15 protein-coding genes are annotated in these 12,052 nt (G+C 36.5%); 5 read left to right on the plus strand and 10 right to left on the minus strand.

Translation table 11 applies throughout. The annotated features are described in order from the left end of the window. Positions 1-16 precede the first annotated feature (16 nt). The 8 genes from ACOI1D_RS04755 to ACOI1D_RS04790 form a co-directional block, all read right to left on the minus strand. A complete protein-coding gene (locus tag ACOI1D_RS04755) occupies positions 17-910 on the minus strand; it encodes a glycosyltransferase family 2 protein (protein WP_422499642.1) in 894 nt (297 codons plus the stop codon). Further along, a complete protein-coding gene (locus ACOI1D_RS04760) occupies positions 907-2,025 on the minus strand; it encodes a glycosyltransferase family 1 protein (protein WP_422499643.1) in 1,119 nt (372 codons plus the stop codon). The genes ACOI1D_RS04755 and ACOI1D_RS04760 overlap by 4 nt, the downstream gene beginning before the upstream one ends. Continuing rightward, positions 2,010-3,164: a glycosyltransferase family 4 protein gene (locus ACOI1D_RS04765; protein ID WP_422499645.1), complete on the minus strand. Its 1,155-nt coding sequence runs from the start codon at positions 3,162-3,164 to the stop codon at positions 2,010-2,012. Before ACOI1D_RS04765 ends, ACOI1D_RS04760 begins: the two co-directional genes overlap by 16 nt. Further along, positions 3,157-4,056 (minus strand): UTP--glucose-1-phosphate uridylyltransferase GalU, encoded by a 900-nt coding sequence (galU, locus tag ACOI1D_RS04770; RefSeq protein ID WP_422499646.1) that lies wholly within the window; start codon positions 4,054-4,056, stop codon positions 3,157-3,159. The genes ACOI1D_RS04765 and galU overlap by 8 nt, the downstream gene beginning before the upstream one ends. A gap of 16 nt (positions 4,057-4,072) precedes the next feature. Next, a complete protein-coding gene (locus ACOI1D_RS04775) occupies positions 4,073-5,905 on the minus strand; it encodes a polysaccharide biosynthesis protein (RefSeq protein ID WP_422499647.1) in 1,833 nt (610 codons plus the stop codon). A gap of 338 nt (positions 5,906-6,243) precedes the next feature. Continuing rightward, positions 6,244-6,900: a CpsD/CapB family tyrosine-protein kinase gene (locus tag ACOI1D_RS04780; protein WP_422499648.1), complete on the minus strand. Its 657-nt coding sequence runs from the start codon at positions 6,898-6,900 to the stop codon at positions 6,244-6,246. Further along, positions 6,863-7,618: a YveK family protein gene (locus tag ACOI1D_RS04785; RefSeq protein ID WP_422499649.1), complete on the minus strand. Its 756-nt coding sequence runs from the start codon at positions 7,616-7,618 to the stop codon at positions 6,863-6,865. The genes ACOI1D_RS04780 and ACOI1D_RS04785 overlap by 38 nt, the downstream gene beginning before the upstream one ends. 283 nt (positions 7,619-7,901) lie before the next feature. After that, entirely contained in the window at positions 7,902-9,041 is a 1,140-nt protein-coding gene (locus ACOI1D_RS04790; RefSeq protein WP_422499651.1) for a DEAD/DEAH box helicase, read from the minus strand. A gap of 322 nt (positions 9,042-9,363) precedes the next feature. Here ACOI1D_RS04790 and ACOI1D_RS04795 point away from each other — a divergent pair, with 322 nt between their 5' ends. The 5 genes from ACOI1D_RS04795 to ACOI1D_RS04815 all read left to right on the plus strand — a co-directional run bounded on the left by ACOI1D_RS04795 (position 9,364) and on the right by ACOI1D_RS04815 (position 10,544). After that, the gene (locus tag ACOI1D_RS04795) at positions 9,364-9,612 is read left to right on the plus strand and encodes a hypothetical protein (RefSeq protein ID WP_422499653.1); all 249 of its coding nucleotides are present in this window, start codon (positions 9,364-9,366) and stop codon (positions 9,610-9,612) included. A 338-nt stretch (positions 9,613-9,950) separates the two neighbouring features. Then, positions 9,951-10,067, plus strand: a complete 117-nt coding sequence (locus ACOI1D_RS04800; RefSeq protein ID WP_422499656.1) for a YjcZ family sporulation protein — start codon at positions 9,951-9,953, stop codon at positions 10,065-10,067. A gap of 50 nt (positions 10,068-10,117) precedes the next feature. Continuing rightward, complete coding sequence (locus ACOI1D_RS04805; protein ID WP_422499657.1) at positions 10,118-10,234, plus strand: YjcZ family sporulation protein; 117 nt, start codon at positions 10,118-10,120, stop codon at positions 10,232-10,234. A gap of 44 nt (positions 10,235-10,278) precedes the next feature. After that, positions 10,279-10,398 carry a YjcZ family sporulation protein gene (locus tag ACOI1D_RS04810; protein WP_422499659.1) on the plus strand — a complete coding sequence of 40 codons (120 nt, stop codon included), beginning with the start codon at positions 10,279-10,281 and terminating at the stop codon, positions 10,396-10,398. A 32-nt stretch (positions 10,399-10,430) separates the two neighbouring features. Further along, on the plus strand, positions 10,431-10,544 hold the full coding sequence (locus tag ACOI1D_RS04815) for a YjcZ family sporulation protein (RefSeq protein ID WP_422499661.1): 114 nt from the start codon (positions 10,431-10,433) through the stop codon (positions 10,542-10,544). 167 nt (positions 10,545-10,711) lie between these two features. On the opposite strand, the gene ACOI1D_RS04820 is transcribed toward ACOI1D_RS04815, so the two are convergent. Further along, positions 10,712-11,329: a hypothetical protein gene (locus tag ACOI1D_RS04820; protein ID WP_422499662.1), complete on the minus strand. Its 618-nt coding sequence runs from the start codon at positions 11,327-11,329 to the stop codon at positions 10,712-10,714. Positions 11,330-11,775: 446 nt separating this feature from the next. After that, a complete protein-coding gene (locus ACOI1D_RS04825; RefSeq protein ID WP_422499664.1) occupies positions 11,776-12,021 on the minus strand; it encodes a stage VI sporulation protein F in 246 nt (81 codons plus the stop codon). Positions 12,022-12,052: the final 31 nt, after the last annotated feature.

Below are 12,052 nucleotides of genomic sequence, written 5' to 3' on the forward strand. Positions count from 1 at the left end.
AAACAAAGACTATCTATCAAGCAATCTTTGTTTTTGTTTTAACATATATAAATAATGCTGCGCCTAACGGAAGAGCTAGTATGGTGTATGCTTTACTGGGTGTTTCTTTTATAAATGACCAATTATTGCTCATGAAACTACTGGAGACATAATGAATTGCTTGCCTGAACTTAAACGAATTGCTCACAAAAGGTAATTTCATCAGTTCTTTCCGGTAAAAAGCAAACCCCCTAGGATTTTTTCGGTATTGTCTCAACATGTTATTAGTAGAACCATCAGGTAAATAATCAACACAGCACAAAACCTCATTCATCAGCAACAATTCATAGTCCCTATCAAGCATGTAATACTTATATGCAAGCCCTACATATTTTTCATCTGTGAAGATAGGGTAGGGATATTTTTTTGTTAACTCTGTACGGTAAACAAGCTTTTTGTCCCCAGTTACACCATGCTTATTATAAAGATTGAACAGCGTGGAAGATTTCAGGTCAGGCAATTGTGTTCCAATTATTTCGTTGTCGGTGAATGCATCAAGTCCAAGTATCCCGCTCACGTTTTCGTTTTCGTTTTCGTTTCCGTTTTCTGTCCAGAATGCTGTGATTTTCTCAACAGCATCATCCGTAACATAGTCATCAGAATCAATACACATATTAAGCTCTGTTTCAATTAAATTATAAGCCGTATTATGCGCACCATGCATTCCCTGATTTTCTTGCCATCTATAAACTACTTCAACAATTCCTTCTTCCTTCCAACTATCAACCAGCTCTTTCGTATCATCTGTAGAACCGTCATCAATGATCAACCAGATAAAGTCCTGGCTTGTTTGCCGTTTAAGACTTTCATAAAGATTAGGCAGACAATAAGCGCGATTAAATGTAGGTGTGAATATTGTCAGCTGTTTCATATTACTTCGCTCCCTAATGCTAAATAAGAAGTTTCCGTTAAGGCTGCTGTTTTTCTTATATCATATCCTTTTTGCGACAGGGCATTTCTTGTAATTTTTCTGGATTTTAAGTTTTGTGCCCGCTCTACAATTGCATTAACCCAAGTGGATAGATTAGTTAATGGAAGAGATTGAACTAAACCAATTTCCATATCGACTTCTCTTGTTACCTTGTCAGAAATCATACACGGTAACCCTGCCCCTTGAGCTTCAATTAGCGTTACTGGTAGCCCTTCATGCAAAGATGGAAAGACGACAATGTCAAAGGCCTGTAGTAGTATGTTTATATCTTCTCTTATACCAAGAATTTTCACATCGGAATCAATCTTCAATTTCTTTGCTTTTTCACTGATTTCGGCTTTTAATGGACCATCACCAGCTAGTATTAATACAGCATTTGGTAAATTTTTTCTTACTTCAGCAAAAACATCCAACAAAAATTGATGGTTTTTTTGAGTAGCAAACCTCCCGACATGCCCAATAACAAACGATTCAGGATCTAATTTTAATTCTTTCCTAATCGATTCTCGTACAGATTGCTTATACTGAAAACCATCTGGTTCAATCCCATTTTTAAGAACCACTGTATTCTTTGACTTGTTTCCATATAACCATTCTGCGGCTGAACGTGAACAAGCATATAGCTGTGTTGCATTTGGAAGAATATGTCTTCCTGCATACCATTTATAGATTTTTGATATCCTTGTGCCTTCACTACTCGTATTATGACTATGTGCTATACGTATCGGAACATTTGCTTTTTTAGCCGCTCTTAGTACGAGGCCACTCATCTTATCCATATGGGAATGGATAATTTTGTATCCACTGTTTGCCTCTAAAAATCTATCCAGTTCTCGCAGATAACCGAAATGACCTACCTCGGTGAGATATGGAATCCGGTGAACTATTCCTCCCATCTCCCTAATTTCGGTATCAAAGACACCTTCTTTGCAAGTTAAAAAGTCAAATTGGACCTTTTTGCGATCCATATTTCGATAAAGATTCATAATTAGTGTTTCTGCCCCACCACGATTCATGTTGACAACGACATGTAAAATCTTTAATGGATCGCCCATTCCAGTTCATTCCTTTCCTTCATGTAGGTTGTATAAATTAAGCTTTTTTTAGCCAATACTTTTGTTGTGCTGTATGTCGTTAATACTAAATTTCTCCCGTTTCGACCAAAGATATCTATCATTTCTTTATTAGCAGCTAGTTCAATAACCTTTTCTGTGAAAGTTGCGACATTATTATCTGTGATCAACCAGCCGTTGTGGTCATTAAGAACAAGTTCCCTATGCCCTCGATTATCTGTTGCAACTACTGGCAACCCACAAGCCATGGCTTCTAGAACATTTACTGGCAACCCTTCTCTAAAGCTTGATGCAACTGCGATATCACACATCGGCGCAATTTGATTGATATCCTTTCTGAAGCCCAGGAAATTCACCTTTTCACTGATCCCAAGCTCTTCTGCAAGTTCTCTGCTCTTTTCAAGTAATGGACCCTCACCAGCAAAAATCAGCTTGGCTGTCGGTAGTTCATCCTCAAGCAATGCCAGCACCTGAAGCAGAAATTGCTGGTTTTTATTCCTGTTAAATTCTGCTGTATAAAATAATAAAAAGTCATCAGCCTGATAGCCAAATGACTTTCTTATTTCTAACTTTTTATTTTCAGTTACTGGTTTAAACAGGTCCGTATCCACTCCTACGCCATGTACCTGTTTTATAATTCCTGCCTTGAAATTATGTTTTAACGCTAAATTATAATCTTCTACATTGATCGTTATTAAACAATCGGTATGACGGGATAAATATTTTTCGATTGGATAGTATAACAGCCAATTCAATAGTGGTGCACCCTTGCAAAAGTGAAAGCCATGTGCCGTATAAATAATTTTTGTACCAAGCTTTCTGTTCTTTCGTGCAGCTAAACGGGCAATTAAACCTCCTATTGGTGTATGACAATGGATGATTCCGTAATTATTATCTTCAATGAGTGCTTTTACTTGTTTATACGCCGCTGCGTTTGAACTGCTGTATGGCGATCGTTGAAACGGAATGGTGTATTTTTGGTCTGTGTAAGGTAATTCAATCTCTCCTGCTGCAGCAACATGAACTTCCCATCCCTGCTCCTTAAACCACTTCATATATGGTAAATGGAAAGCCTTAAAATGGTAATCAACCGTTGCACAAAACAGGACCTTGTTAGCCATTCAGTTCACCTGTCTGACTTGCTGATTCTCTTTCTACTACAGAAGACAGATAGTCCAAAAGCTCTTTTTTCAAGTTACCTCTTTGCAAAGCAAATTCAATTGTGGTTTGAATATATCCGAGCTTATCTCCGACATCAAAACGCGTTCCTTCAAAGTCATAGGCGTAAACCGCTTCATGTTTATTTAGTTCTGCAATAGCATCTGTCAGTTGAATCTCATCACCAGCACCAGGTTTTTGGTTTTGCAAAATGTTAAAGATGCTTGGGCTTAAAATATAGCGACCTAAGATGGCCAAATTAGAGGGAGCATCCTCCTGCCTTGGCTTTTCTACGAGATTACTAACATTATATAAACGATTGTCTATCATACTTCCATCAACGATTCCGTATCTGGATACCTCTTTTTCTTTCACTTTTTGCACACCTATTATAGAAGATTGATACCGGTCATATTGATTGATCATTTGCTTTAGACATGGTGTTTCTGATTGTACGATGTCATCCCCTAGCAAAACCGCAAATGGTTCATCTCCAATAAATTTCCGTGCGCACCAGATTGCATGACCAAGGCCCATCGGTTCCTTTTGGCGGATATAGTGAATATCCACAAGTTTAGATGACTTTTGAACTTCCCTGAGCAGATCAAATTTACCTTTTTCAAACAGGTTTTGTTCTAACTCAAATGAATGATCAAAGTGGTCTTCTATTGCTCTCTTGCCTTTTCCTGTAACAATTATAATATCTTCTATTCCCGATTCGATTGCCTCTTCCACTATGTATTGAATAGTTGGTTTATCAACAATTGGAAGCATTTCTTTCGGCATTGCTTTCGTTGCTGGAAGAAACCTGGTACCTAATCCAGCAGCTGGAATTATAGCTTTTTTTACTTTCATTTAACGCACACTCCTTCTAAATGGATACTGACATAATGGATTCGTCTTTAATGCCTACAGGTTGGTTAGCTAACCCAACAAGTTTTCTTCGTAAGGTTTCTTTGTCATACCTTTCATAGTCAGCTATAATTTCTTCAATTTCAGTTAAAAGTAGTCCAGTGGTTTTACCAACGTAAATTTTCGGATATACTTGGTTATTTTGTATTTCTTCCTGTTTGAGTAATTCCTCGTAGAGCTTTTCTCCAGGTCGGATTCCGGTATATTCTAAACCAATCTCCTCCACCGTGTTCCCTGACAATTTGATTAGGTTTTTTGCAAGATCGACAATTTTAACTTGTTCCCCCATATCCAAGACAAATACCTCTCCACCCTTAGCTAATGCACCAGCTTGAATGACTAATCGGGATGCCTCTGGAATCGTCATGAAAAAGCGAACCATGTCAGGATGAGTGATGGTCACTGGCCCTCCTTTTTCAATCTGTTTGGTAAATAGCGGAATAACACTTCCTCGACTGCCAAGCACATTGCCAAATCGGACTGCAACGAACTTTGTGTGATTCTTCTCGTTCATTCCCTGAACAATCATTTCGGCTAGCCTTTTAGATGCCCCCATTACACTAGTAGGATTAACAGCTTTGTCAGTTGAGACCATTACAAACGTTTTGACATCACTCTGATTAGCAGCTTTAGCAACATTCATCGTCCCAATAATATTATTTTTTACTGCTGCTTCCGGGTTTCTCTCCATTAATGGAACATGCTTATGTGCCGCTGCATGGTAAACGACATCCGGATTGTGTTCCCTCATAATTGCCTTCATTTTTTCCCCATCCTGGATATCTGCAATTTCAGTAATAAACTGGATCTGACTTTGTGCAAACATTTCCTTTAACTCCATTTCAATGGAATAAATACTGTTTTCACCATGCCCCAGTAGTATTAATTGCTTTGGATGAAACCGTGAAATCTGGCGAGATACTTCAGATCCAATCGATCCACCTGCCCCAGTAACTAATACAATGTTATTCGTGATATCTCCAGATATGCTTTGTATATCTATATCAATAGGATCCCTGCCTAATAAATCTGCAACCTGAACATCTCTAAATTGACTGATTGAAACTTTTCCGGTAACTAAATCCTCTAACAGTGGTAAAATTTTAGTTTTAATATTGGTTTTTGCACATTCCTGAAAAATGACGTTTAATTCCTTTTTACTTAATGAAGGGATGGAAATGATGATGCTTTCAATTTCGTAAGCTTTTGCTAATTCTTCTATTTTGTTAACTCCACCAATAACTGGAATACCTAATATATCCAACTGGTGTTTGTTTCGGTTGTCATCAATAAATGCTACAGGTACTAAATGACTGTCATTATCTTTTAAAAGCTGCCTTGCTACCATCGTCCCTGCTGAACCTGCACCAACGATCAGTGTCCTGATCTTGTTTTCCGACTTAGCAATAAATGTGTCACGATACATTCTCCAGACAAAGCGAGAGCCACCAATTAACAACAGATGCAGCGTCCATGTAACGGCAAGCATCCTGAAATACGTTTCCTGTATTAATAACTGTTGTACGAATACTGCCAAAAGGATAGAGTACGATACCACCTTAAAGATAACTAATAATTCTCCAATGCTTGCATATTCCCATGCCTTCTTATAAAGCTTTAACTTAATAGAAAATAGATGATGGCTTAGTAAAATGGTAAGTGAGCTAATAAGGATTGGATAAGTTATTACCTGAATACTCGCGTTAACCAGAAAGCCACTTATAAAAATAGCTGTTAATACGATTACCGAATCAAGTATGATAAATAAGGACAACCTCTGTCGGTACGTCACGAAAATGATCCCTCCCTCATTAGTTGAAAAACGCTTATGTATAAAGTCTTTATTAAAAACCTCATACGTAAAAATTTTTAAACATGTATTTACATATCAAAACTACAGCGCCTTGGTAAACACTGCAGCCTGATAATTTTTATGTATAAGCTATGGGCATCTAACCCAACCTCACGCCACACTACCGACAACAAATGCGTCTAAGGTTTCTTCATTTTGAAACCCACAGCATGACCGAGTGCCTTCATTGATAATGGTAAGTAGGCTTCACCAACACTTATTTATTAATAAACACAAATTAATTCTTAATAAAGAACAAAAACCTTAAAAAAATTTGTTTACTTCTCATTAATAATTGCACCCACCAGGTTTGCATGTGCAAGATCAAGAACTCGCCTTGATTCAATCGTCTTTTCTACCTCTGTTTTCCCACGGTTCAGCACTAAAACAACACCATCACATTGATTGGCAAGTACTCTAGTTTCAGTTGATGTCAATAATGGAGAAGAGTCAATCAATACAATATCATACGTATCCGCTACTGTACGAAGCAACTCTGTCATTCTGGTATTCCCTAACAATTCTGATGGATTAAAGGTAGTTGAACCACTTGTCAATATTTCGAGTCTGCCAATTCCAAGTTCTTGAACTGCTCCTTCTAAATTTGCTTTACCAGAAAGGATGCTCGTTAAACCAATATCATTCGGTATTTTAAATATGTCATGGATAATTGGATCCCTCAAACTAGCATCGATCAAAAGAATCCTTTCTTTTTGTTGAGCCATTGAAACTGCCAAATTAGCTGTTATGGTAGACTTGCCCTCTCCATCGCCTGGAGAAGTAATAATAAATAATCGATTTCTTTTTTCTTCTGTTAAAAAACTAATATTTGTACGAATAGCTCGAAATTGATCAGAAACCTTGGAATCGGGATGAGAATATGTAATTAGATGCTTTTTATTGATTGCCTTCTGCCTTCCTCTTGTCAGCTTCAACTGATTTCCCCCTCGATTCTAATACTAGAACATTCGAATTCTTTGTAGTTACTTTCTTACGATTCATGTCAGAGATAACACCTAGTATGGGTACTCCTAGAATTTCTTCCACATCCCGGTCGTCTTCAATGCTTCCATCTAAGGAATCCAACAAAAATGCCAAGCCAATACTTACGATTAGTCCGAAAACAATTGCTATAATAACCGTTCTATCTTTAGACCCATTAATCGGTATGGGATTTACTTTTGCCTCAGATAACAGCTGAACATCCTTAAAACCCGTAATGTTAACTATTTCACTCTCATAAGCATTTGCCGTTGCATTAGCGATAGCTGCAGCCATCTTAGGCTCTTGGTCTATTACAGTAATCCTTACAACCCTGGACTCATTTACTTGTTCTACTTCTATTTGACTTGCAATTTCCGATAATTGTTTGCTTAAGTTTAAATCTTCCTTTACTTTGTTCATTATTATTGGATCTTTAATCATTACCATTAGCGTGTTCATATCCGGACTTTCTGACCCGATAATAATATCTCTATGATTTTCGTACAAAAGAACAACTTTGTTCTGGCTACTGTAGAAGTAGCCTGCCAATGTAAAAATCACTGTAACAATTAGAATTAACCAAAAACGCTTTTTTATAGTCAAGTAGTATTCCTTTAAATTGATTTCTTTTCCTCTTAATTCATAATCCCTTTTTACTACCTTACTCATTAACTCCACCTTTTTCCTTTACGTATTTAGGTAGTTCCTCCTGCAGGGTATTCTATATAACGAACGACGTACTCAAAAAAAATATGTGCACAACTATTTCAGTTATTCAAATTGTTTAATAATGCTCTCTACTACTAACCAATTCTTTAATTCTCCCTCATTATAATTCTTAATAAAGAACGTGTCAACAGTTACTTTGATTTTTATAAAACAATTTAATTACTACAAAAAAAAGCGAATGCAGAGAAAAATCTCCACACTCACTTGCATCAAGATATGTTTTTTACTGTCTTTTATTTGTAAGACTCCCTTTATAAAACTTTTTTTCCTGTAATTCAACCTGAAATTCTTTAGCGAACTTTTCCAGTTGTTTTAATTCGTGACTCTCAATCAATGATAAAACGGTACCACCAGTTGATCCGAGTCTTCCAGTTCTACCAGCACGATGTGTATATTGGGTAACATTTCTTGGTAGATCAACATTTACAACATGAGTTAGATCAGCAATATCTAGTCCTCTAGCAGCTATATCTGTTGCAAGTAACAAAGCATTTTCAGTTTGTCGGAACGATTTTAATGCCTTTTCACGCTTTTCCTTTGTAGTGTCACTATGTAAGACACCGACTGTTAAACCCTTATAAGCCAGTTTTTCTGCAACTACTGATAGATTCCCAATATCACGCATAAAGGAAAGCACCTTTGAATCAGCCATATTTGTTAATTTCATAAGCATGTCAATTTTTTCTCTGGACTCGCAGACAAGATAAGCGTGCTCAACAACTGGTTTATTCGTTTCTGACTCCTGAACCCGAATTATTCTAGGGTTGTCCATGTAAGGAATGGCGGTATTTTCCAATGCTGTCGGAATTGTTGCTGAAAATAAGAGTAGCTGTCGTTCCTTTTGGGTCGTTTTTATAATACTTTCAACAGTTTTTAAATGTTCTGGTACAAAAAGCTGATCCGCTTCATCAAGTACAAGAGTTTGAACTTCATGCATTTTGATTTTTTTCTTGTTAATTAGTTCAAGCACTCTCCCAGGTGTTCCAGCTACAATTTGTGGTTTCTTTTTCAACTTGTCGATTTGACGTGTAATGTTCGCACCGCCAATCAAGGATGCGCTTGAAATCCCACTGCCTTTGGTCCAAATTTGAATTTGCTGATGTATTTGCATGACTAGTTCATGGCTTGATGCCAGGATTACTACTTGGATATGTTTTTTTGTACTGTCAATTTTTTGTAAAAGGGGTAAAAGATATGCGAGTGTCTTTCCACTGCCCGTTGGTGCTTCAGCTATAATGTCTTGACCTTTATCAATAAGGTCGAACGTTTTGCCTTGAATTACAGTGAGCTCCTTAAATTCAGAAGCATTCCAAGCCTCCTGTAAAAATGTTTTTCCCATTAATTCTTCTATGTTAGTAGCCATCAATAAATTTCCTCTCTAAATCATATTCCTTTTAACCAGTATAACCTTTTTCATTCAATACAAAAAGGTTCATCAATGATTGTCTGTAATATCTTTACATTATTTCTTTTATTTAGTTATTTTTTTACATACTAGTGAACTAGCCCTATCAAACAATTATCCAAATCATATAGTGTAATATGCCCGCCAATAATCAATCTACACTCATTTAATGCTTCCTTCACGGGAACGGAAGCCTTCATAGGGCTTCCTTATTTTCGCCCTGTTAAGGAGGTGATTAATAATAAATTATCGTAATGAAATTAATCGAAATTATTATTCAATGCAATCAAGGAATAACGATCTTATTTTAATCGCAGTCCTGTTTGTCTTACTTGTGATTGTTGGTGTTGTCATTTCTCAGATGTACTGGGAAAGAAATAGAAAAGGTTATAACAATTTGCCACCGCCAAGATCCTATCTGAACGGTCCAGGCAACTATTATATACCAAGTTCCAAAAACATGGATCTAATTTTAATCCTAGTACTGTATATATTATTGATTATTGTAGGAATCATCTTTGGATTATAGACATTCAAACTAATTAAAACCTTATTTTATATAATATGGTTCATTCGCCTTGTCCGGATGGGGAGCTGCATCATAGGTTATAACAAAAGGCATAAAAAATTGAATCAAACCGAAGTAAAAAGCAGTTACGGAAAAAAATTACGCTTTGATGGTGGCTTAGAATTTCAATTATTTTTTTTTAGAAAACTTGGCTTATCGCCAAGATTTAATGGCGAAAGCCTAAGTTGCACTTATGCAGTAAGAAAGGATTTATACTTTCTTACCCGCTAAGAAAACCCTAACATCCGCCTTGTCTGTTGTTATTTTCTTTCATAGTATGCATTAAAGGAGGTGATTTCATGGGTTTCGCTGGAGGTTTTGGTAATGATGGTTTTATCCTCCTAGTGGTAATTTTTGTACTATTGGTCATCGTTGGTAATAATTATCCAACTGGTAACGCTGGTATTGGTTATTAAAATATTAAATTAATATAAATATAAAAATACCGAAATCAGGAGGTGATTTTGTGAGTCTTATCGGAGGTGATGGTAATAACGGTTTCATTTTGTTAGTTGTTATATTCGTACTACTGGTAATTGTAGGTAACAATTATCAAACTGGTGAAGCAGGTATTGGTTATTAATAAACCAATTTAGTATAAAGAGATTTTTTGAAGGAGGTGATTTCGTGGGTTTTGCTGGAGGCGCTGGTGATAATGGTTTTATCCTATTAGTAGTTCTTTTCGTACTGTTAGTAGTTGTCGGCAATAACTATCCAACAGGTCAACAAGGTATTGGTGGTTATTAATCTAAGAACGTTTATTACAAGGAGGTGATTTCATGGGATACGCAGGAGGTTTTGGTGACAACAACGGTTTTATTCTATTGGTAGTTCTATTCGTATTATTGGTAATCATTGGTAATAACTATCCAACTAGTGGAGGAGCATACTAAAAGTACCGGGAAAATTAAATGAAAAAGTGAACGTTAAGTTGCTGAAATAAACGCAGTTAAACTGGATAATTAGTCAAAATTCAATAAACATGCTTCTGTTTTCCTCCTATAAAATGTACGGACAGAACTTCCTAAACGGTAATGCCTTATGGCTTTACCGTTTTCTTTTATCCCTTTTTTAATGCTGCTTTCTTTTCTATATTCACCCTTGGAAATATCCTGCCAAGCTTTTTTAGCAATATTGCTCCCCCATCAACCCATACCCAACTGTAGAAAAGACTTAATACATAGACCCATCCCAGTGTTCTTATGGAAAATTCTGAGCTAATATCCGGGCCAAGCAGTGGAAACTGCAGACCGTAAAGAATGACAGAAATACCTAGCAGTAGTATAACTGATGAACTACATACAACTAGTATTCTTTTCTTTAAATATGCAATTGAAAACCCTATCGCCAGTCCCAATAAACCAGTTGTAAAAGGGAAAATCACTAGTTCAGTTGGCTGCAGGATAAATAATAATAAAATTGTTAAAAAGTAGGAGATCATCCCTGTTTGCAATGAGATTACTGCGCATAGAATTATAGGCAATGTGGAGAAAGGACTTATAAAATATCCTACAATCGGTAAATATGCACCTGCAGATTGTAAAAGTGCAGCAAAAGCACTTAATAATGAAGCTATCAATAGTGACCTGGTCTTCTGGTTCTTATCAAGAGCTGATTGTTGTAATACCTTAACAGATTCTGTCAGTGACCCCCATATATAGTTGAAAAATAATCCCATTCTAGCTACCTCCACATGAAAGTATTCACCTTTATTATATGAAATGATTACGTCTTTTTATTCGCATAACCGTGCCAAATAACTTTTCCTTATCCAGTTTGATTTTATCCTTGTACAAGATGGAAATAGCAGCAAGCTCTAGCATATATACCCCACATACTAGCAAACAACTTTCCCTTATGACCAAATGTATCAGAACTGCAAAGTTCCATCTTAGTCATTGCGGAATGCGGTTTTCAAAATACGAGGGGGGACCAGTCCAATCTGGAAAATTTTCAATTAGCGGCTAAGCTGGTTTCCTTTTTCTGATAAGTGCCTCTCATCCCAAACCGGAAGCATATCTGCTGCAATATCAGGAAAGCCACTCCTGCATGTCGAGTTTAGGAGAAGATAAACCAAAATCAAAAGAGCAGTGTAGAAAATTCTACACCACTCTAAAAGAAAAGCTATTTCTTCATCATTTTTGAGATTGACTTCTCGTCAATACCTTTATTGTTAACAAGCATCTTAACTATTTTATCTTCTGTCTCTTTGGAAACAGGTTTACCAGCCAATCTAGATACTTGCCTTACCAGGTCCCTAGCTGTTTTTTCATTATGAATATCTTTTCCCTTTAATGAATCAGCTAGTTTTTTAATACTACCCATGGATACACCTGTCTTCTTTTCTACATTTTTAAACATATCTGACATAAGAATATCCCTCCTCCCTAGGATATTTTAT

The sequence above is a fragment of the Virgibacillus sp. DJP39 genome, from assembly GCF_049310925.1.
Classification (GTDB): domain Bacteria; phylum Bacillota; class Bacilli; order Bacillales; family Amphibacillaceae; genus Virgibacillus_F.